Source organism: Curtobacterium sp. L6-1 (assembly GCF_018885305.1).
Lineage (GTDB): Bacteria > Actinomycetota > Actinomycetes > Actinomycetales > Microbacteriaceae > Curtobacterium > Curtobacterium aetherium.
Window position 1 is genome coordinate 1,920,272 of the sequence record NZ_CP076544.1, and the last position, 21,788, is coordinate 1,942,059.

The window sequence follows — 21,788 nt, forward strand, 5'->3', positions numbered from 1 at the left end:
GCTACGCGGTGGGTCGTGCTGCGCGGTCGGTCGTGCGACTCGGGCCGTCCGGCTGCGGGCAGGTCCGGTCGTCTGGTCCGAGATCGCGGCGCCGGTGGACACCGGCGCCGGGCTGGTCAGACGACGGGCGGCCGACCGGCGAGCGTCATGCGCCCGATCGTCAACCATCCCATCACGTGCACCGGTCCGCAGTCCGTGCGCCACCCCTCGGCCACGCCGCCGAACCACGTCGCCAGCCGCCGCGGGGAGCGCCACCAGCGCAGCACCTGGATCGCGGCCCAGCTGCCGACGTAGAGCGGGCGGAGCACGGCGGGCAGGTTCCGACGCGCCAACCACACGCGGTTCCGGGCGTTGAGCCGCACGTACTCGCGGTGTCGGGCGGGGTCGATCGCGGGGTGGTTCGCGACGAGCTCCCCCGCGTACCAGGTGCGTCGCCCGGCGTCCCACACCCGCCACGCGAGCTCGATGCCCTCGTGCGCGTAGAAGTATTCGGCGCCCCAACCGCCCACGGCCCGCCACACGTCCGTCGGCATCACGACGGCGCCCTCCCACACGGAGAACACCGGCGAGCTCTGCTCCGGATCGCCCTTGCGGATGCGCGGCACCCAGCGGCGGGGGTTCGCGGCACCCGCGGGGTCGACGACCCGCGGCTGGACGAGCCCGAGCGACGGGTCGTGCTCGAACAGCGCGATCGCGTCCCGGAGGAACGTCGGCGACGGCACCGAGGCGTCGTCGTCGAGGAAGAACACGTAGTCACCGTCGACGACCGCGGCACCGGCGTTCCGCCCGGCGGGGATGCCGAGGTTCTCGGGCAGCGCCAGGGTACGGATGCCGTCCGGCAGCCCGGTCGGCTCCCACCCGTTGCCCACGCAGACCACGTCGAGGTCGACGTCCTGCTGCGCGAGCACGCTCTCGAGACCGCGGCGGAGGTCGTCGGGGCGGGTGCCCTGCGTCAGGCTGACGACCGCCACGCGGGGACGGTCGCGGTGCACGACGGCACGACGCCGCGCGGTGCCCGGGGTCACGCGCGAACCCGCTTCGACGAGATGATCGCGAGGAAGTGCCCCGCCGTCGCCAGGACCGCGAGCGGCAGGAGCGCCCCCACCAGGATGCGGTCGGCGACCGGGTGTCCGACGACGAGGGCGACCAGGGCCACCACGAAGGTGATGATCGTCAGCTCGACCGAGTGGTACAGCCGGTGGAAGGGCAGGAACCGGGCGACCCGGCGGAGCGACGCGAGGCGGGCACCCGAGGGCGCGGTGACGCCGTCGCGGCGGTCGGCGAGCTTCTCCATGCCGCCGTGGGCGCGGGCGACGTGGACCATGTCGTTGAGCGCCTTGTTGAGCACGATGACCAGCCCGAGCGCGCAACCGATCGTCGTCCACATCCAGTCGACGCCCTCGATCGGCCAGGTCGCGGCCCGGACGCCGAGCGCGATCGGGATGAGCCCCTCGGTCGTGTAGTGCCCGACCTTGTCGAGGAAGATGCCGGCCGGCGACCGGGTCCCCCGCCACCGCGCGACCTCGCCGTCGGAGCAGTCGACGAGCATCTGCAGCTGCCCGAGCACGAGGGCGAGCAGCGCACCCCAGATGCCCGGGATGAGCAGCGCGGCCGCGGTCGACCAGCCGACCAGGATCATCAGGCCGGTGACCTGGTTCGCGCTGACCCGGGTCCGGAGCAACACGGAGGTGAGGTACGGCGAGACGTCGCGCAGGTACAGCGACGCCGTCCAGTGCTCGGCGTTGGCGCGGGCCCGGACCTCGTCCGGCTGCGCCACGGCGCGGAGTTCGGCGATGGAGGCGGGGCGGGCGTACCCGCGGCCCTGGCCGAGGTCCGGCTCGCCGCCGTTCCCGCGGTCGTCGTCGGCCATGTCGGTCACCGTCCCGTGTGCGTGGTCAGATCGGAGGTCCGGGTGAGGAACCCGATGATGAAGCCGACGCCCCAGCCGACGTGGATGCACGGCAGCACGACGAGCAACCACGCCCGTGTGGCCGGCACCGACCGTCGGGACACCGCGAGGGCGCCGGTGACGACGAAGAGCAGGTAGACCGCGGGGACGGCGAACCCCGTCATCGCCCACGCGAGCGGGCTGCCGAGCGCGGCCCCGACGACGCCGACGAGTCCGGCGACCAGGCCGAGTGCGACCGCGACGACCATGAGCGGCGGGACGAAGTAGCGCAGCCCGTTGTTCGACGGGAAGCGGCGGGCGAGCTCACCCCGCCAGAGCCCGGTGGCGACGAACTGCCGCACCAGCCGCTTCAGGCTCGGCCGGGGCCGGTACGTGACGACGAGCTCGGGGGTGAACCACACGGTCCCGCCCGTCGAGCGCAGTCGCCGGTTGAGTTCCCAGTCCTGCCCGCGCTTGATGCCCTCGTCGAACAGCCCGACCGCGAACAGCCGCTCGCGACGGAACACCCCGAGGTAGGCGGTCTCGGCCGGCCCGGCCTGCCCGCCGACGTGGTGCGGCGTCCCGCCGAGTCCGACCCGGCTGCCGTAGGCGAGCGCCACCGCCTGCTCGAACGGGGTGCGCCCCTCGGCGCGCATGATGCCGCCGACGTTGTCGGCGCCGGACTCCTGCAGGGTTCGGACCGCGATCCGCGTGTAGTCGCGGGGCAGCACGCTGTGCGCGTCGACACGGACGACGACGGGGTGCTCGGAGGCGCGAATCGCCACGTTGAGACCGGCCGGGGTCGACCCCACCGGGTTCTCGACTGCGCGGATGCGGGGGTCGGCGGCGCTCATCTCGGCGACGAGCTCGTTCGTGCCGTCGATCGAGGGTCCGAGGGCCAGGATGACCTCGAACGGCCCCTGGTAGTCCTGCTCGAGCAGGCTGCTCACCGCGGCACGGACCTCGGTCACCTCGTTGAGGACGGGCATGACGTAGGAGACACCCGGCAGGGCCTGTCCGTCGTGCTGCATGTGATCCTCGGGGTCCGGCGGGCGCGACGCGGCCCGTGGGACCGCCCCGCAGAGCGGACCGAGCCTATCAAGCACCCGCGATGGACACCTGGCCGGGCCCTGGGGCCGTCCGACGGCCCTCGGTCGCCGTGCCGCCGCCGCGCACGTCCGTCCCGGCCCCGGACGGACGGGAGGCCCGCCACCGGTCCGGTGGCGGGCCTCCCGTCGTGGGGTGTTCGGGTCACTTCGAGCTGTCGTAGGTCCCCAGCTCGACGTCCGCCGTCCGGGTCTCCCCGTTGCGGACGTAGGTGACCTGCGTCGTCGCGCCGCCGGCGAAGAAGCGGACCTGCGCCGTGAGGTCCGTCGCGTCAGCGATGGAGGCGTCGCCGAGCTTCGTCACGACGTCGCCCTTCTGCAGTCCGGCCTTCGCCGCTGCGCCGCCCGAGACCACCGACTTGATGAGGGCGCCGACCTGCGAGGCGTTGGCGTCCTCAGTCGCGTCGCCGACCGAGGCTCCGAGCAGACCGTGCGTGGCCTTGCCGTTCTCGACGATCTCGGACGCCACGCGCTTGACGAGGTTCGACGGGATCGAGAAGCCGACGCCGATGCTCCCGGCCTGGGAGTTCGACGAGCCGGAGCTGCCCGCGCTGGCGATCGCGACGTTGATGCCGATGAGGGCGCCCTTGTCGTCGAGCAGCGCACCGCCCGAGTTGCCGGGGTTGATCGACGCGTCGGTCTGGATGACCGGCAGCGAGACGGTCGTGCTCGCGCCGGAGCTGCTGCCGTTGTCGCCGTTGCCCCAGAAGTCGAACGGGCCGTTGCCATTGTTGCCCTGGCCCTCGTTCGTGTCGCCGCCGGCGTTCGGGTCGCTCGAGGTGACCTGGATGCTGCGGTTGAGGGTCGACACGATGCCGTCGGTGACCGTGTTGGACAGGCCGAGCGGGGCACCGATCGCGACGGCGGTGTCGCCGACGTTGAGCTTCGACGAGTCGGCGAAGTCGATCGGCTGCAGGTCGGGGGCGTCGATCTTGATGACCGCGAGGTCGACCGTCGGGTCGGTGCCGACGAGCGTGCCCTTGTAGACCTTGCCGTTCGAGGTCGTCACCGAGATGGTGCCGTTCGCGCTGTCGCCGTCGAGCGTCACCACGTGGGTGTTCGTGACGATGTAGCCGTCCTTGTTGAGGACGACGCCCGACCCGGTGCCGGCCTCGCTGTTCGCCGAGACGTTGATCGTCACGACGGACGGGGTGGCCTTCGCTGCGACCGCGGTGACGACCGTGGCCGAGTCGTAGTCGTTGACGGTGAGGTTGCCGCCGCTCTGCGAGGAGCTCGAACCACCGCTGACCGTGCCGCCGCCGGTCGCGTTGCCCGCGGCCCACCCGGCGCCACCGCCGACGAGGCCCGCGAGCACGAGGCCGGCGACGACGGGCAGGACGAAGCGGTTGCGGCCGGAGCGGTCGCGCGTGCTGGTCGGGGCCGCTGCCGGCGCACCGGTGAAGTAGTGGCCGTTGGTCCGCTGCTGGTCGGCGGCCTCGCCGAAGGCGCTCGTGGCGGACGACGGGGCCTGCGCGGAGGACGGGGCCGGGGCTGCGGCACCGGAGTACTCGCCGTAGCGGGGGCGGTCCTGGCCGTACTGGGAGGTCTGCCCGTACTGACCCTGCTGGTCGTACTGGTCCTGCTGCCCGTACTGGGAACCCTGGCCGTACTGGCCGTACTGGCCGTACTGCGAGCCCTGGCCGGACTGGCCCTGCTGCCCGTACTGCGAGCCCTGGCCGTACTGGCCCTGCTCGCCGTACTGGGACGTCTGGCCGTACTGGCCGTACTGCCCGTACTGCGAGCCCTGGCCGTACTGGCCCTGCTCGCCGTACTGGGACGTCTGGCCGTACTGGGACGTCTGACCGTACCGGGAGTCCTGGCCGTACTGGGAGTCCTGGCCGGAGGAGCTCTGCCCGTCCTGACCGTGCTGCGCGTACTGGCCGTACTGGCCGTACTCCGTGGTCGGGGTCGCGTCGGAGGACGAACCGCCGTCGAGCGTCGGGTACGGAGCCGTGTAGCGGTCCGTCGGGTGGTCGGAGGCGGCAGCGGACTGCTCACCCTCGTGCGCCGGAGTCGTCCCCACCACGTCCGTGGCGTCGTCGTCGCGGTGCCCGTGGCGGGTGCGCTCCGACTCGTCCGGACCGGTGGTCTCGTCGCGACGGTCGTCGTCGCCGTGCCCGTTGGGCGTGGTGTCGCTCATGCTGGACGTGCTCCTTTCAAGCTCCTGCAGTCTTCCCCACCGACCTGGGCGGTCGTGATGGCGCAGCTGCGAGCTGGCCAAGCCGATCGTATGCGTCGGCTGTGAGCGCGGTCCGCGGATCGCCCGCGGAGGGTGCCGTGGGCCGCACCCGGCCGACCGCGGGGCGGACGCTAGGTTGGGGGCCATCGCGCGCCGCGCCTCCCGGCCGGTGCCCCGACGCAGAGAGGGGTCGCCCATGCGGCAGACCGGTCCGTGGCTGCGAGCCGCCGAGGGAGCCATGCTGCTCGGGCCCGACGGGGTCCCCGCGCCGACCGTCTTCGCCGAGATGAGCGCCCTGGCGGCGGCCACCGGTGCGATCAACCTCGGGCAGGGGTTCCCGGACGAGGACGGCCCCGCCGAGGTGCTCGAGGCCGCCGTCGAGGCGATCCGCGCCGGCGTGAACCAGTACCCGCCGGGGCGTGGGACGCCGGACCTCCGCGCCGCGATCGCCGAGCACCAGGCCCGGTGGTACGGGCTCGACGTCGACCCCGACCGTGAGGTCCTGGTCACCGCCGGCGCGACCGAGGCGCTGGCCGCCACGCTCCTGGCGCTGGTCGGACCGGGCGACCAGGTCGTCACCTTCGAGCCGTTCTACGACGCGTACGGCGCCCTGATCGGACTGACCGGCGCCGAACACGTCACGGTGCCCCTGCGCGCCCCGGACTTCCTGCCCGACGAGGCGGACCTGCGTGCCGCGTTCTCCGACCGCACCCGGGTCGTGCTCGTGAACACCCCGCACAACCCCACCGGACGGGTCCTGCCGCCGGAGGTCCTGGCGACCGTGGTCGAGCTGGCCGAACAGTACGACGCCGTGATCGTGACCGACGAGGTCTACGAGCACCTGGCGTTCGGCGGCACCCACGTCCCGCCGGTGACCCTGCCGGGTGCTCGTGACCGGACCGTGTCGATCTCGAGCGCCGGCAAGACCTTCAACACGACGGGCTGGAAGATCGGCTGGCTGACGGCTCCGGCGGCGCTCGTCGAGGCGATCACCACCGTGAAGCAGTACCTGACCTTCGTCAACGGCGCGCCCTTCCAGCCGGCGATCGCGGCCGGGCTCCGGCTGCCCGACCCGGTGTTCGCCGGGATCGCCGCGGAGCTCGGGGCGAAGCAGGAGATCCTGGCCGACGGGCTGGCGGTCGCCGGGTTCGGCGTGCTGCGACCCGACGCGGGCTACTTCGTCATCGCGGACGCGGCACCGCTCGGACACGACGACGCTCGGGCGCTCTGCCTCGAGCTCCCGCGGTCGGTGGGCGTGGTGGGCATCCCGGTGTCGGCGTTCGTCCGGCCCGACCACGTCGACGGGTACCGGTCGCTCATCCGGTTCGCGTTCTGCAAGCGACGGTCCGTGCTCGAGGAGGCCGTGGTCCGGCTGGCGGGGCTGCGCGCGGCCTGAGCGGACCGTCCACCCGACCAGCCGGGCCGCCTGCCGGCGGCACGGGTGGTTTCGGCACGGCTGCCGGCGGCTTGCGTACGGGCGGCCCGGGTCGCGACGGTCTGCGTGCCTGCGTGGCTGCGTGCCTGCGTGGCTGCGCGCCTGCGCGCCTGCGCGCGTGCGCGCGTGCGCGCGTGCGCGGTCCCGCACTCGGCACCGTGCCCGTCAGGCGCGCCGGGTGATCCCGTACCGGCGCAGCGCGAGCGAGGGGTTCACCGAACGCACCCGGTCGGTCGTCGTCGTGTCCACCGTCGTCACGAGCAGACCGGGGTCCGCGCCGAGCGCGGCGACCGCGGTGCCCGACGGGTCGACGGCGACGGAACCGCCGATCCCGATCGGTGGCGCCTGGCCGACGCCGAGGACCCACACGGTGTTCTCGATCGCCCGAGCGGTCAGGAGCGTCCGCCAGTGGTGCTCCTTGCCCGGCCCGCGGACCCACTCGGCCGGCACGAGGACGACGTCCGCGGCCCCGTCTTCCGCAGCGGCGAGACGCCGGGTGACCTCCGGGAAGCGCAGGTCGTAACAGGTCTCGAGCCCCACCCGGACGCCGTCGACCACCACGACCGGCAGCTGGTCGGGATCCCCGGCCTCGATGCGGTCCGACTCGCGGGACCCGAACGCGTCGTACAGGTGCACCTTCCGGTACGACGTCAGGACCGCGCCAGAGGCGTCGATCGCCACGAGCGTGTTCCGGAACCGCTCAGGCGTCTCCCCCGCCTCGGCGACGCCGACCACGAGTGCGATGCCGGTGCTGCGGGCGATGCGTCGCAGCCCGGTGACGAACGGGCCGTCGAGCGGCTGGGCGGCGGCGACGAACCGGTCGTCGATGTCCGGGGTGAAGAAGGACGTGTACTCCGGCGTGACGAGCAGCCGGGCGCCGCAGGCCACCGCGTCCGCCGCAGCCGCACGGACGGTCTCGAGGTTCGTCGCCGGGTCGTCCACGGGCGCGAACTGCGCCGCCGCGATCGTCAGTGTCGTCACGGGGCCAGGCTAACCGGCGTCCGACTGACCCGCGTCGGACTGGACGCGCCCGGGCTGACCGGAGTCGGACTGACCGCCGTCCGACTCGCCGCCATCCGACTCGCCGCCGTCCGGCTCGGTTCCGCCGAACCGCCCAGGACGCGAAGAAGCCCCGGTCCGTGAGGACCGGGGCTTCTCGTGTCGCGTTGGTTGCGGGGGCAGGATTTGAACCTACGACCTCTGGGTTATGAGCCCAGCGAGCTACCGAACTGCTCCACCCCGCGGCACATGGAAAACACTACACGGGATCGGGCGGGGTGCCAAATCGAGCACCCCGCCCGTCCGGATCACCGGCCGGAGCCGCTGCCGCCCTCGGCTGCGATGGCGGCCTCGATGGCCTCCTGCAGCTGCTTGTCGGCCTCGGCCGCCGCCACCAGGTCGTTGTCGGCGTACGCCTGCTCACGAGCCCGCAGCGCCTTGTCGGCGTCGGAGAGTGCCTGCTGGACGTCCGGGTCCGTGCTGCCCGAGGACGAGCCGCCCGTCGAGCCACCCGTCGAGCCGCCGGTCGCACCGCCGGTCGAGCCGCCCGTGGAGCTCTCCGACCCGGTGTCGCCCGAGCCCGAGCCGGAGCCCTCGGCGGCACCGGAGTCGCCGGCCGCCGCACCCGAGTTGCCGCCGAACAGCTCGTCGAGCGCCTGGTCGAGCGTGTCCTCGAACGCGATCTTGTCGCCGAAGGCCACGAGCACCTTCTGCAGCAGCGGGTACGAGCCGCTCGAGGTCGACTGCACGTACACCGGCTGGACGTAGAGGAACCCGCCACCGACCGGCAGGGTCAGCAGGTTGCCCTGCTTCACCGTGCTGTTGCCGCGCTTGAGGATGTTCAGCTCCTGCGACACCGTCGGGTCCGAGTTGAACAGGTTCTGCACCTGCGACGGCCCCGGGATGCTGTCGGTCTTCGGGATCGTCAGCAGCGTGAGCTTGCCGTAGCCCTCGCCCTTCTTGCCCTTCCCGGCGCCGCTGGCGTCCGAGCCGACCGCCAGGTAGCCGGTCAGCACGTTCCGCGCGTTCGACGACGAGTTCTGCTTCGGGATGTACGTGCTGTACAGCGAGTACGCCGTCCCCGAGCCCGGCACCTTCATCGTCAGGTAGTACGGGTCCTGCTGGTCCGGGTTGGTCGCGGTGGTCTGCGTCCCGAGCGCGTTCGTGGTGGCGGCGTTCGTCCCCGAGGCGGATCCGGCCGAGTCGGAGTCGCCCGCGCTCGTCGAGGTCGAGGTCGGGTCGACCGGCGTCGTCCACGCGTCATCGCCCGAGTAGAACGAGTTCGCGTTGGTCACGTGGTACGTGCCGAGGATGCTCCGCTGGACCTTGAACAGGTCGGTCGGGTAGCGGACGTGCGCGAGGAGGTCGGCGCTCATCGCGGAGACCGGCTGGAGCGAGGTCGGGAAGACCTTCTGCCACGTCTTGAGCACCGGGTCCTTCGTGTCCCAGGCGTAGAGCGTGACCTTGCCCGTGTAGGCGTCGACCGTTGCCTTGACCGAGTTGCGGATGTAGTTCACCTGGTCGGTCCGGAAGCTGCCCGAGTCGGTGCCGTTGATGCTGTCGGTCATGCTCTGGCTCTGCGAGTACGGGTACGCGTTGCTCGTGGTGTAGCCGTCGACGACCCACTTGATGCGGTTGTCGACGATCGCCGGGTAGGCGTCCTTGTCGAGCTTCAGGTACGGCGCGACCTTCTCGACGCGCTTGACCGGGTCGCGGTCGTACAGGATCTGCGAGTCCGCGTTGACGGCGTTCGAGAGCAGGATCTGCTCGGACTGGAACTTCGCCGCGTAGACCAGGCGGTTGAAGAAGTTGCCGATCTTCGGGCCACCGTCGGCCGCGTAGGTCGTGGTGGCGTTGCCGTCGTTGTCGTCCGAGCCCGACGGGTAGTCGAGTTCGACGTCCTTCGTGCCCTTCGGTGCACCGACGATGGAGTACGCCGGCGAGTTCTCGCCGAAGTATACGCGCGGCTGGTACTTGCCGAGCGTGTCACCGGCCGGGATGCCCGACTCGATGAACACCGGCTTGCCGTCGGATGCGCGCTGGTTGCCGTAGGCCGCGACGACGCCGTAGCCGTGCGTGTAGACGAACGTGCGGTTGTACTGCGTGGCCGAGGCCCCGAGCCCCTCGAGGTCGATGTCGCGCACCGCCAGGACGGTGTCCTCTGTCTTGCCGTCCACCTGGTAGCGGTCGACGTCGAGCTGGTCCGGGAACTTGTAGTACTGCCGGTACTGCTGCAGCTGGCTGTACGTGTCCGCGACGATCTTCGGGTCGATGATGCGGATGTTCGCGGTGGTCTGGGCGTCCTCGGAGAGGGCACCGGACGTCGCCGTGGTGGTGGCGTCGTAGTCCTGCTCCTTGACGCCGGCGACGTCGTAGGCGTCACGCGTGGCGTCGATGTTCCGCTGGATGAACGCGGACTCGAAGGACCGCTCGCTCGGTGCGACCTGCAGGCGCTGGACGATCCAGGGGTAGATGCCGCCGATGACGATGGCGGAGACCAGGAGCAGCCCGGTCCCGATGATCGACACGCGCCACCGGCCGATGACCGCGGTCACGATGAACAGGATCGCCACGATCGCGGCGATGCCGGCCATGATCTCGCGGCCCGGGATGGTCGCGTTCACCTCGGTGTACTGCGCACCGGTGATGAGCGAGTTGTCCTTGGTGAGCGCCGCGTACTGGTCGAGCCAGAGGCTCGCGGCCTGCAGCGCGATGTAGAGCCCGGCCGTGATCGCGAGCTGGATCCGCGCCGCCTTCGAGATCCGCACCTCGCGACCGCCGAAGCGGAGCGCGCCGTACAGGTACGTGGCGGCCAGGGCGGCGAGGCCGGCGATGAGCACGACGGCGGACGAGTACGCCACGACCGCGCGCCAGAACGGCAGCTCGAAGACGTAGAAGCCGATGTCGAGCCCGAACTGCGGGTCCGTCTTGCCGAACGGCGTCCGGTTGAAGTACTGGAGCACCATGCTCCAGCGCGGCGCCGTGGCCAGGCCGGCGAAGACGCCGAGCACCGCGGGGATGCCGAGCATCACGACGCGGCGCAGCGGTTCGATGACCTGCTGGTACCGGTCGAGCTGCGAGTTGAGCTTCGCGTAGACCGGACGGAACCGGAAGGCGAGCACGATGCTCAACCAGACCGGGACCGCCATCCCCAGGAACCCGGCGACGAACATGGCCGTCCCGGCGAGCCACCGGGTGGTCAGGACGCGCTCGAACCCGAGCTGCGAGAACCACGCGTAGTCGGTGTAGAGGCTGGCGAAGATGAAGAAGCCGATCACCAGTGCGGCCAGCACGATGATCGTGACCACGATCGGGACACGCGGCGAGCGCCGTCCCGTGGTGGACGAGGTGTTCGTCACTTGTTGTGCTCCAGACGTGTCGGACCGGCGGCGCGCCGGCAGGCCGAGCCGTCAGTGGTGACGATCCTATTCGTCCCGCCCGACAGTCAACCTGTGCCGCGTCTCAGGAACGGGCCCCGCGCCTCCCGTGCGGGCCGTGACGGCCTGGAGGCGCGCCTCCCGTCCGCCACGGGCGGAACCAGCCGGAGTGGTCGCTCAGCGTCGGGTCAGGAGGTGCAGCGCTCGAGCGACGTGGTGCTGCGTCCGGCCGCGATGGTCTCGAGGTCGGTGACCGCCTGGTCGAGGGTCGAGACGGCGTAGACGTCGAGACCGTCCGGGACGTGGCCGACGACCTCGTCGCAGTTCGCCTTCGGTGCGAGGAACACGGTCGCGCCCGCTGCCTCGGCGCCGTAGAGCTTCTGCCGGATGCCGCCGATCGGACCGACCCGGCCACCGGCGGTGATCGTGCCGGTCCCCGCGACGTGCTCGCCGCCGTTCAGTGCGCCGGGGGTGATCTCGTCGATGATCCCGAGGGCGAACATCATGCCCGCCGAGGGGCCACCAACGTCCTGCAGCTCGATGTCGACGTCGAAGGGGAAGTCGTAGTGCTCGACCACGCCCACGCCGATGAGGGCCGTGCCCTGCTCCGACGCCGGCGTGAGGGAGAGCTCGCGGGTGGCGCCGTCGCGTTCGACGGTGACCTTCGCCGGGGAGGCCGTGCCGTGGCGGGCGACGAGCTCGCGGAGCGTCGTCGCGTCGGCGTTGGTCGTCAGCGAGGTGCCGTCGAAGGCCGTGACGACGTCCCCGGTGCGGACCACGCCGTCGGCGGGCGAACCCTCCTGCACGGTGCCGACCTCGAGCTCGGTCGGGATCTCGTAGCCCTGGTGGACGAGGGCGGCGGCGACGGCGGACTGCTGCGAGTTCGTCATGTCGGCCGCGTCCTGCTTGCTGACCTCCTCCGTGGAGCGCCCGGGCGGGTAGATCGCGCTGGCCGGGACCACCGCCTGCGACTTCGTGAACAGGGCACGGATCACGCTCGTCCAGGACGGGCGCTCGGTCGCGGTGCCCTGGACGCTGACGGTGAGCATGTCGAGCGCGCCCGAGGTCGGGTAGGTGCGGTGCCCGTCGACCTGGATGAGCTCGACGTCCTTCGCGTCCTTGCCGGTCCCCTGCCGCTGCGTGCCGATCGTGTTGAAGACCGGACCGGGCATCTCGATGACGTACGGGCTCGGCAGCACGCTCGCGACGATCGCCAGGACGAGCGCGCCGACGACGAACGCCCAGCCGACCCGCCGGGAGCGGGCACGACGGCGGGGGGCGGGGGCGAAGAGGGTCACGCGGGTCCTTCCGGGGCTGTTCGCCCACGGCGCAGCCGGACGGACCGATGCGCGGGACGGTCCCAGGTCCGGGCCCGTGGGCAGCGGTTAGCGTAGTCGGCATGCCTGATGAACCGCAGCCGGGGCCGGACGACGACTTCCAGGAGATGCTCCGCAAGCTCCTGTCCGGCGAGGGGCAGATCGACCCGTCGCAGCTCGCCGGTGCCGCCGGCCTGCCGAACGACCCGGGCGCCGTCGCCGAGCTGATGGCGCAGCTGCAGCGCGCCGCACAGAACGGCCGCGACGGCATCGACTTCACGGTGACGGCCGACCGGGCCGCGGGCATCGCCCGCGAGGGCGCACAGCCGCTCGACCCGGCCACGACGCAGGCCGCCGCGCAGGCGTTCCAGGTCGCCGCACTCTGGCTCGACGAGGTCACCACGGTCGCCGAGCTGACCGCGACGCCGAGCGTCTACACGCGGGAACAGTGGGCCAGGGCGACCGCTCCGGTGTGGTCGCAGATCGCCGAGCCGGTGGCGTCGAGCATCGCGTCGGCCCTGACCGAGGCCATCGACCAGCGTGCGCCCGAGGAGCTCAAGACGATGCTCGGCGACGTCTCGAAGGCGATGCGCGGCGTCGGTGGCGCACTGTTCGCGATCCAGCTCGGCCAGGTCGTCGGGCAGCTCGCGAAGGAGGTCGTGTCCGGTGGCGACGTCGGCGTACCGCTCCTCGACGAGCAGGTCGCCGCACTCGTGCCGCAGAACGTGGCCGAGTTCGCCGACGGACTGGACGTCCCGGTCGACGAGGTCCGCATCTACCTGGCGGTGCGCGAACTCGCGCACGCGCGCCTGTTCCGCTCGGCCCGCTGGCTGCGCCTGCACATCATCTCGTCGATCACCGAGTACGCGAAGGGCGTGCACATCCCGTTCGACCGGGTCGAGGAGTCGCTGTCCGGCATCGACCCGACCGACCAGGAGCAGCTCCGTGACGCGCTGGCCTCCGGTGCGCTGATCCCGCCCCGGACGCCCGAGCAGGACGCCGCCCTGGCCCGTCTCGAGACGATGCTCGCGCTCGTCGAGGGCTGGGTCGACACCGTCACCGCCGCCGCCACCGCCCGCCTGCCCCGCTCCGGCGCGATCGCCGAGATGGTGCGTCGCCGCCGGGCCGCTGGTGGCCCCGCGGAGTCCGCGTTCGCCACCCTGGTCGGGCTCGAGCTCCGGCCCCGCCGGCTGCGTGAGGCCGCGGCGATGTGGCAGCGGGTCACCGACGAGCTGGGCGCCGACGACCGCGACGCGCTCTGGGCCGCCTTCGACCTGGTGCCGGGTTCCGACGACATCGACGCCCCGGAGGCCCTGGTCGCCCGGCTCCGCAACCCGTCGCAGACGCCGGAGGACGACGCGTTCGACCGGGCGCTCGAGGACCTGCTGAACGACACGACGGCCGACCGCCCGACCGAGGACGAGGACGGCGGCATCGAGGGTCCGGACGACCAGCCGGGCACCGACCCGTCCGGTGACGGCCCGTCCGGTGACGCTCCGTCCGGTGACGGGACGCCCGGGAGCGGTCCGCAGCGCTGACCCCGGACGGGAGGCGCGACCCGCCTCCCGTCCACACCGCCCCGCCCGCCACGGGGTTCTCCACAGATCGGGCCACCGTCCGACGCAGCGGGCCCCGGCTGCGTCACCGTTGCCGCATGGGCATCCGCATCGATCCGACGCTCGAGTTCGTCTGGCGCGACCCGCACACCGTGCAGCTCGGGGTCGACCCGCCACGTGCGGTGGTGCCGGTCCCGACGACGGCCGAGGAACGGTTCCTCTGCGCGCTCCGGCGGGAGACCGCACGGGACGCGATGGCCGGCCTCGCGCGGAGCGTCGGCTGCGGTCCGGCCGCCGCCGCACGGGTGCTCGGGGACGCCGCCCCCGCGGTGGTCGACATGCTGCCCGAGCCGCTCGCCCGCGTCGAGGTGTCCGGCAGCGGGGCCCTGACCGACGACCTCGACCGGATGCTCACGGGCGAGGGCGTCACCGTCGTGCGGACCAGCGCTCCCCGCGGTGGCCCGGTCGCCGCACCCGATCCCCCGCCGGCGCTCGCGGTCCTCGTCGCCGACCACGTGACCGACCCCGTCGTCCGTGCGGCCTGGTGCCGTCGCGCGGTCCCGCACCTGCCGGTCGTCGTGGGTGACGGACGGGTGCGGATCGGGCCGTTCGTCGTGCCGGGTGCCGGGCCGTGCCTCCAGTGCGTCGAGCTCGAGCGGTCCGACGCCGACCCCGCCTGGCCCGCGGTCGCCGCGCAGGTGTGGGGCCGGCCGGCCGCGGCCCTGTCACCGCACCGCGCGGCGACGGTCGCCGTGACGGTGACCGGACTGGTCCTCGAGCGGCTCCCGCTCGTCGCGCAGCACCCCGACGCACGGCAGGTCGTGGTCGACCGGCGCGACCTGTCGGTCACGACCCGGCGGGTCGCTCCGCATCCGCGGTGTGCGTGCCGAGCGCTGCCAGGAACCGGCTCGCCACCCGTGGCCCGCCCCGGCTGGAGCCCTGCGCGGACCACGTCATGGTCAGGGAACGACGAGCGCGGGTGATGCCGACGTAGAACAGCCGCCGTTCCTCGTCGACGCCGTCGTCGGTCGTGGCGTACGAGATCGGCAGCAGGCCCTCGGCGACGCCCGCGAGCACCACGTGCGGCCACTCCAGGCCCTTCGACGAGTGCAGGGTCGCGAGCGTGACCGCATCGAGTTCGGGCTCGTGGTGGGTCGCGGCGCGGTCGACCAGGTCGGCGGTGAACTGCTGCATGGTCGTGTCCGCGGGGGCCGACTCGGCGAGCTGCATGATCGCCTGCAGCGCCTCCCACTGCTCGCGCACGGCACCGGTGCCCTCCGGTGCGGTCCGGGTCCACCCGCTGATCTGCAGCACGAGCTCCACGCGGCGCAGCAGGTCGTCGTCGGTCTGCCGCACCGCCTCGCCGCGCATGTGGTGCACGGCGAGCTTGACCTCCGGCCGGTCGAAGAACCGCTTGCCGCCCTGCACCCGGTAGGGGATGCCGTTGCGGGCGAGCGCGGACTCGATCGCGGCGGACTGTGCGCCGACGCGGAACAGCACCGCGCAGTCGCCGTACGTCGCCCCGCCCGCGACGAGCTCGGTGACGCGGCGGGCGATGGTCGCGGCCTCGTCCCCGTCGTGCGTGCACGCGAGCACCGTCGGGTCGGGCCCGGGCGTGGTCTCCTGCGCCACGAGGTCGAGCGCGCCCGGCTGGCCGCGCATCAGGGCGTTCGCCGCGTGCACGACCTCCCGTGTGGACCGGTAGTTCCGTTCCAGGCGCAGCACGGAGGCGCGGGGGAACTCCGACCCGAAGCCGAGCAGGTAGCGGCTCGACGCCCCGGTGAACGAGTAGATGGTCTGGCTCGCGTCGCCGACCACGCACAGGTCGTCGCGTCCGCCGAGCCAGGCCCGGAGCAGGTCGTGCTGCACGGGCGAGACGTCCTGGTACTCGTCGACCACGAAGAACCGGTACTGCTGCCGGACGTAGGACGCAACCCGGGGCTCGGACTCCACCATGCCGAGGGTCGCGAGCAGGACGTCCTCGAAGTCCATCTGCCGACGGTCGTCCTTGAGCCGTTCGTACGCCCGCATGAGGTCGACGACGCGGGACGGCGAGGTGTCGCGGGGCATCGTCCGGTCGGCGGCCGCGGCCTCGTACTCGTCGTACGTCAGGCGCTGGACCTTCCGCCACTCGACCTCGCCCGCCAGGTCGCGGAGCGTCGGGGTGTCCACGCGCAGCCCGATCGTGTCGGCCGCGTGCGCGATCACCCGGCCCTTCGACTCCACCAGCCCGGGCGCGTGCCCGCCGACGGTGTCCGGCCAGAAGTACCCGAGCTGCGACATCGCCGCGGCGTGGAAGGTCCGGGCCTGCACCGCGCCGGCCCCGAGGGCGCGGAGCCGGGAGCGGAGCTCACCGGCGGCACGAGTGGTGAAGGTCAGCGCGAGGACGTGGTTCGGCGAGTAGGTGCCGGTGGCGACGCCGTACGCGATGCGGTGCGTGATCGCGCGGGTCTTGCCCGTGCCGGCCCCGGCCAGGACGGCGACCGGGCCGAGGAGGGTCCGGGCGACGGTCCGCTGCTCGGCGTCGAGCGCGGCGAGCAGCGCGTCCGGGGACGGGGTGGCCGGGTCGGCGGCTCCGGCTGCGACGGTCACGGCAGGTCGAGCGGCCCGCCGTACCACTCCTCGATGATCACGCGGGCGATCGAGGTCCGGCCGGGCAGCAGGATCGTGTCACCGGCGTGCTCGCGGATCTCGTCGCGCGAGAACCAGCGGACGTCGACGATCTCGACGCCGTCCGGGCGCGCGGCGGACGGGTCGCCGTCGACGGCCCGGGCACGGAACCCGACCATCAGGGACGCGGGGAACGGCCACGGCTGCGAGCCGAGGTACTCGGGCTCCTCGATGGAGACGCCGGCCTCCTCGAAGACCTCGCGGCGGACGGCGTCCTCGAGCGACTCCCCCGGCTCGACGAACCCGGCGAGTAGCGAGTACCGGTTCGCGTCCCAGGCCGCGTTCGCCCCGAGCAGGATCCGGTCCTGTCCGTCGGTGATGCCCACGATGACGGCCGCGTCGGTGCGCGGGAAGTGCTGGTGTCCCTCGGGGTCGCGACGGACCCATCCCCCGACGCTGGACTCCGTGGCCGAGCCGGTGCGTGGCGAGAACCCGTGCACGGCGTGCCAGTTCGCCATCGCCACGGCCTCGACCGCCAGGCCCTGGTCGCGGGCCGAGAGCTCGGTGCCGAACATGCGCAGGTTCTCCCACGCCTCGGCGTCCGACTCGATGCCGGTGGCGGCGGCGTCGTCGACGAGCGCCGCGACGAAGCGGGTACCCGCCGGGGCGTCGGGAGCGTCCACGACCGCGCGGCCGAGGTAGAGCAGCGTCGCGTCCACCGGCACCTGCGCGGCGTCGACGAAGCGCAGGGTGCCGTCGGTGTTCCGCAGCATCGCACCACCGTGCACGGGCAGGAAGCGGGTGGTCGGGTCGTCGCGCAGCACACGCTCGAGATCGGGCGTGGAGCGGTACTCCGCGTCACGGTCGAGCTCGTTGCGGGCGAGCGGCAGCCGGGCGGCGAACTCCACGGTCACACGGATCTCCTCGTGGTCGACACGTCCCGGCCAGCGTGGCGCGCACCGATCGGTGTCGCCGCGGACCTACCCTGATGGGCATGGCGGGATCGCAGTTCACTCTAGCCGCGTTGGCGACGACGGCCGTGCCCGGGCTCGTCCTGACCGGGACGCGCACGCTCGGCTCGGTGGCCGCCGGCGACTACGAGTCGGCGGTCGTCCGCGAGGCCGACGGTCGTGCCTCCGCGATCCGTCGCCCCCGGAACCAGCGCGCCGAGGCGCGGCAGTCCGCCGACCTCGTCGCGATCCGGGCGCTCAGCGCCGGGATCCGGACGCGCCTCCCGTTCGCCGTCCCCGAGTACCGCGGCCAGGCGCCGGTCGGTTCGACCCGCGCCATCCTCACCTCGTACGTCGCAGGCGAGCACCCCGCGCTCCGCGACCTGACGGAGCGACCCGAGCTGGCCAGCAGCGTCGGCCGGGCCGTCGCCGCGCTGCACGTCCTGCCCACCAGCTTCGTCACCGACGCCGGTCTGCCGTCCCTGACCCCGTTCGAGGTCCTCCGCTCCGCCGTGTCCGTGATGGACCGCGCCGTCGCCACGAAGCTCGTGCCGGCCGCACTCCAGGAACGCTGGGAGGGCGCCGCCCGCGACCAGCAGCTGTGGCAGTTCACCCCGACCGTCGTGCACGGCTCACTCGGCATCGACTCGCTGCTCGTGCAGGGCGACGAGGTCACCGGGGTGCTCGGCTGGGGCGAGCTCCGGCTCGGCGACCCGGCGAAGGACCTTGCGTGGGTCCTCGCCGGCCGCCGCGAAGCGTTCGACACCGTCCTCAGCGCCTACACCGCCGGCGGCGGTGGCCGCGACCGACAGCTCGGCCAGCGCGCTCGCGTCCACCACGAACTCGAGACCGCCCAGTGGCTGCTGCACGGGGTGCAGGTGAAGAGCACCGAGGTCGTCGACGACGCCGTGGCGATGATGCACCGGCTCGCCGAGGCCGTGCACGCGCCGACGGCCGCGCCGCTGCAGGCGGTCTCGCCGGAGACGATGGAGATCGGCGAGGTCGAGCAGCTGCTCTCCTCGACCGAGCGCCGCCACAGCTGACCCGGCCGGGAGGCGCGGGTCGCCTCAGCCGATCGCCTCGCGCCAGGCGCGTTCGAGTCCGGCACGGTCGAGCAGCGACGACGGCCGGACCTCGAGGTCGTCCGCGACGAAGTAGAACACCGCGTCGACGTCCTCGATCGGACGTCCGGTGAACTCGGCGTACGCGACCCGGTACAGCGCGAGCTGCAACTGCCGCCGGTCGAGGTCGTCCGCACCGGTCGGCGCCTTGCCCGTCTTCCAGTCGACGACCTCGATGCGGCCGTCGATCTCGTAGACGGCGTCGAGCTTGCACACGACGCTGTGGCCGAGGAACGGGATGTGGATCTCGCGCTCGACCTCGACCGGGGTCAGCTCCGCCCACCGTGACCGGGCGAAGGTGTCCTGGAACACCGACAACCGCCGGGCGTCGTCGTCGGTGACCGGGACGTCCGCCGCCTCGACCGGCGAGGGCTCGCCCGGGTCGAGGTCGAGCTCGCCGTCCCAGGCGTCGAAGCCGCCGTCCCACCCGCCGAGGGCCGCGGGCGCGCCGCCCCGGGCACGCTGCTCGACCCACTGGTGGAACAGGGTGCCGAGACGGGTGGCACGGTACGGACGCTCCGGCATCGGCCGACGCAGGCGTTCCGCGACGCGGTCCGGCTCGCCCAGGTAGTCCTTGAAGCCCGACGCCGGCACCCGGTGCGGGACGACGACCTGGTGCGCGGGCGAGCGGTTGGCCCGCCGTTCCGCCAGCAGCAGGTCGATGTCGGCCGCGTACCGGCCGGCGGCGCCGGGGTTCGCGTTGCGGACGCGGTCGGCGGCGGCGAGCACCCGCGGTCCGCGCGAACCGAACGGCACGTGCGGCCACGTCTGCGTCGCCCCCTGGTCGCCGAGCGGGTTCGACTCGTGGACGGTGCCCTCCGGGACGCCGTCGGCCGGCAGGACACCGGCCGCGACGAGGTCGTGCAGGTACCGGCTCGGTGCCGTCGGCTTGACGCCGGTCGCCCACGAGGACCCGGACACGAGCAGCTCGTGCTTCGCCCGGGTCAGCGCGACGTAGGTCAGCCGTCGCTCCTCGTCCTCGTTCCGCGACTTCACCTCGTCCTTGAACGCGTCGATCGCGTCGACGACGTCCTTCTGGGTCTCGCGTCCGCGCCAGGCCAGACGCGGCAGTTCGTCGGCGTCGCCGCGGAACTCGTACGGCAGCCGCCCGAAGCCGAGCCAGCCCGTGGAGCCTTCCTGCGGCCGGGCCGGCAGCGCTCCCTCGACCATGCGGGGCACGGCGACCGCGTCCCACTCGAGCCCCTTCGACCCGTGGATGGTGAGGATCTGCACGGTGCCGCCCTCGGGCTCCTCCGACCGCGGCCCCATGTCGTCCCGTCGAGCGGCGGCGTCGATCCACCCGAGGAACGCGCCCAGGTCGGCTCGGTCGTCGGTCTGCACGAACCCGCTCAGCTCGTCGACGAAGGCGTCGAGGAACGCCGACCCGCCCTGTTCGTGCGCGGCGACCTCGACGTCGAGCCGCATCTCCTGCACGACGAGCGTGACGAAGTCGACCAGGTCGCCGCCGGCCCGTGCACGCAGCGAGGCGAGCTGCGCACCGAGTGCCCGCATCCGCTCGCGGCCGGCGGAGCTGATCTCGGCGAGGGCGGAGTGGTCGTCCGGAGCCGTCGTGACGAAGTCGAGCGCGTCGACGATGCTGCCGTGCTCCCCGACGGCGACCGAGGCCCGGAACGCCGCGGTGACCTCGTCGTCGAGCCGCCGGTGCGAGTGGTCGCGGCCGAACAGCCAGCGGGCCAGGCCGTGCAGCGCGACGACGTCCGCCGCACCGATCCGCCACCGGGCCCCGGCGAGCAGACGGATGAGGTCGTTCCCCGCGGCCGGGTCGTGCAGCACACGGAGGCAGGCCACGAGGTCGACGATCTCCGGACGCTGCAGCAGCCCGCCGGTGCCGAGCACGTGGTACGGCACGGCCCGGGCGGTCAGGGCACCGGTGAACGCGGCCAGGTCCTTCCGCGCGCGGAGCAGCAGCGCCATCGATCCGCCCGGGTTCCGGGTCCGGTGGTCCTCGAACCAGGCGGCGACGGCGTCGGCCTCCTCCGGCAGGGTCTCCGGGAAGGCGAGGTCGACGGTGCCACGGTCGGCGCCGGGGCGCGGCGCGAGTTCCTCGACGCGGACGTCGGAGGCGGCGGAGAGCGGGTGCACCACCGCGTTGGCGGCCGCGAGCACGTCGACGGGGTTCCGCCAGCTGGTCGACAGCGCGTACGTGACGACGGCCTCCGCTGCGGGGTCCCCGAAGTCGGCCGGGAAGCGCGCGAGGTTCGCCGCACTCGCACCGCGGAAGCCGTAGATCGACTGGTGCGGGTCGCCGACCGCCATCACCGGGTGGTCGCGGAACAGCCGGGCGAGGAAGCGTGTCTGCACCACGGACGTGTCCTGGTACTCGTCGAGGAGCACCACCGCGAAGCGTGCGCGGAGGTCGTCGGCGACGCGGGGAGCAGCGTCCGCCGCGGCGAGCGCCAGGGCGATCTGGTCGGAGAACTCGACGAAGCCGCGGTCCACCTTCTGGCGGCGGAACTCCTCCACCAGGTCGGCGAGGGGCTCGAGCGAACCGATCGCCGCGACGGCGTCGGTGACGGCCTTGTACGGGGTCCCGCGGTTCGACCCGGGCAGTTCGAGGAGCGCACCGAAGTCGACGGCGAAGCGCCGCAGGTCCGCCGGGTCGACCAGGTGCTCGGACGCGGCCCCGGCGAGCGCGACGACCGCTGCGGTGATCGTGTCGACGGCGCGGTCGAGCCCGGCCAGGCGGTCGTCCCGCGTCGCGACGACGACCCGGCGGGCGAGCTGCCACGCCGACGGCTCGGTGAGCACCTGGGACTCGCCGTCGCGGCCGACGAGCAGTGCGTTCTCGCGGAAGACGGCGTTGGCGAAGGCGTTGTAGGTCGACACGGTGGGCGCGAGGAAGGCGTCCCCCGCCTCGATGAGTCCGGCGTCCTCGAGGGCGGCGATGCGGTCGTTGATCCGCACGCCGAGCTCCCCGGCCGCCTTGCGGGTGAAGGTCAGGCCGAGCACCTGGTCCGGTCGGACGAACCCGTTGGCGAGCAACCAGACGACCCGGGACGCCATCGTCTCGGTCTTCCCGCTGCCGGCGCCCGCGACGACCAGTGCGGGTGCGAGCGGCGACTCGATCACCGCGCGCTGCTGCTCGGTCGGGCGGGGCTTGCCGAGGGCGTCGGCGATCGCGTCGGCGCCGTACCGGGGCACGCCGGTCCCGGTCGGCGCGTCGGTGCCGGTCGCCGTCCCCTCGCCGGTCACCACGCCCGCGTCTGCCGTCGCGTCAGTGCCCACAACGT

Annotated in this window: 13 protein-coding genes, 1 tRNA gene and 1 pseudogene; 4 read left to right on the forward strand and 11 right to left on the reverse strand. The window is 73.0% G+C overall.

The window, feature by feature from the left end:
• Window positions 1-116: 116 nt before the first annotated feature.
• The 4 genes from KM842_RS08745 to KM842_RS08760 form a co-directional block, all read right to left on the reverse strand.
• A complete protein-coding gene (locus KM842_RS08745; RefSeq protein WP_216257596.1) occupies window positions 117-1,025 on the reverse strand; it encodes a glycosyltransferase family 2 protein in 909 nt (302 codons plus the stop codon).
• Entirely contained in the window at window positions 1,022-1,870 is an 849-nt protein-coding gene (locus KM842_RS08750) for a CDP-alcohol phosphatidyltransferase family protein (protein WP_216257598.1), read from the reverse strand. Before KM842_RS08750 ends, KM842_RS08745 begins: the two co-directional genes overlap by 4 nt.
• 5 nt (window positions 1,871-1,875) lie before the next feature.
• On the reverse strand, window positions 1,876-2,919 hold the full coding sequence (locus KM842_RS08755) for a glycosyltransferase family 2 protein (RefSeq protein ID WP_216257600.1): 1,044 nt from the start codon (window positions 2,917-2,919) through the stop codon (window positions 1,876-1,878).
• Window positions 2,920-3,139: 220 nt separating this feature from the next.
• On the reverse strand, window positions 3,140-5,134 hold the full coding sequence (locus KM842_RS08760; RefSeq protein ID WP_216257602.1) for a S1C family serine protease: 1,995 nt from the start codon (window positions 5,132-5,134) through the stop codon (window positions 3,140-3,142).
• A gap of 235 nt (window positions 5,135-5,369) precedes the next feature.
• Here KM842_RS08760 and KM842_RS08765 point away from each other — a divergent pair, with 235 nt between their 5' ends.
• Complete coding sequence (locus KM842_RS08765; RefSeq protein WP_216257604.1) at window positions 5,370-6,569, forward strand: aminotransferase class I/II-fold pyridoxal phosphate-dependent enzyme; 1,200 nt, start codon at window positions 5,370-5,372, stop codon at window positions 6,567-6,569.
• Between the two features lie 204 nt (window positions 6,570-6,773).
• Here the strand turns inward: KM842_RS08765 and KM842_RS08770 are convergent, their stop codons facing one another.
• The 4 genes from KM842_RS08770 to KM842_RS08785 form a co-directional block, all read right to left on the reverse strand.
• Entirely contained in the window at window positions 6,774-7,589 is an 816-nt protein-coding gene (locus tag KM842_RS08770) for a carbon-nitrogen hydrolase family protein (protein WP_216257606.1), read from the reverse strand.
• A gap of 186 nt (window positions 7,590-7,775) precedes the next feature.
• A tRNA-Met gene (locus KM842_RS08775) sits at window positions 7,776-7,852 on the reverse strand.
• A gap of 63 nt (window positions 7,853-7,915) precedes the next feature.
• Complete coding sequence (locus KM842_RS08780; RefSeq protein ID WP_216257608.1) at window positions 7,916-10,966, reverse strand: UPF0182 family membrane protein; 3,051 nt, start codon at window positions 10,964-10,966, stop codon at window positions 7,916-7,918.
• 206 nt (window positions 10,967-11,172) lie between these two features.
• Window positions 11,173-12,282 (reverse strand): YlbL family protein, encoded by a 1,110-nt coding sequence (locus KM842_RS08785; protein WP_216257611.1) that lies wholly within the window; start codon window positions 12,280-12,282, stop codon window positions 11,173-11,175.
• A 101-nt stretch (window positions 12,283-12,383) separates the two neighbouring features.
• On the opposite strand from KM842_RS08785, the gene KM842_RS08790 reads away from it, so the two are divergent.
• Together KM842_RS08790 and KM842_RS15855 are read left to right on the forward strand one after the other, a co-directional pair.
• Window positions 12,384-13,838, forward strand: a complete 1,455-nt coding sequence (locus KM842_RS08790; protein ID WP_216257613.1) for a zinc-dependent metalloprotease — start codon at window positions 12,384-12,386, stop codon at window positions 13,836-13,838.
• 425 nt (window positions 13,839-14,263) lie between these two features.
• Window positions 14,264-14,719, forward strand: a pseudogene (locus KM842_RS15855) (hypothetical protein); the annotation flags it as partial.
• Here KM842_RS15855 and KM842_RS08795 read toward each other — a convergent pair.
• Both KM842_RS08795 and nudC read right to left on the reverse strand, forming a co-directional pair.
• Complete coding sequence (locus tag KM842_RS08795) at window positions 14,703-16,448, reverse strand: ATP-dependent helicase (RefSeq protein ID WP_216257614.1); 1,746 nt, start codon at window positions 16,446-16,448, stop codon at window positions 14,703-14,705. The pseudogene KM842_RS15855 and the gene KM842_RS08795 sit on opposite strands and share 17 nt — an antisense overlap.
• A complete protein-coding gene (nudC, locus tag KM842_RS08800; RefSeq protein WP_216257615.1) occupies window positions 16,445-17,380 on the reverse strand; it encodes an NAD(+) diphosphatase in 936 nt (311 codons plus the stop codon). The genes KM842_RS08795 and nudC overlap by 4 nt, the downstream gene beginning before the upstream one ends.
• 80 nt (window positions 17,381-17,460) lie before the next feature.
• Between nudC and KM842_RS08805 the strand changes: the two genes are divergently transcribed.
• A complete protein-coding gene (locus KM842_RS08805; protein WP_216257616.1) occupies window positions 17,461-18,459 on the forward strand; it encodes a phosphotransferase in 999 nt (332 codons plus the stop codon).
• A 24-nt stretch (window positions 18,460-18,483) separates the two neighbouring features.
• Here the strand turns inward: KM842_RS08805 and KM842_RS08810 are convergent, their stop codons facing one another.
• Window positions 18,484-21,699: an ATP-dependent DNA helicase gene (locus KM842_RS08810; RefSeq protein WP_216262265.1), complete on the reverse strand. Its 3,216-nt coding sequence runs from the start codon at window positions 21,697-21,699 to the stop codon at window positions 18,484-18,486.
• Window positions 21,700-21,788: the final 89 nt, after the last annotated feature.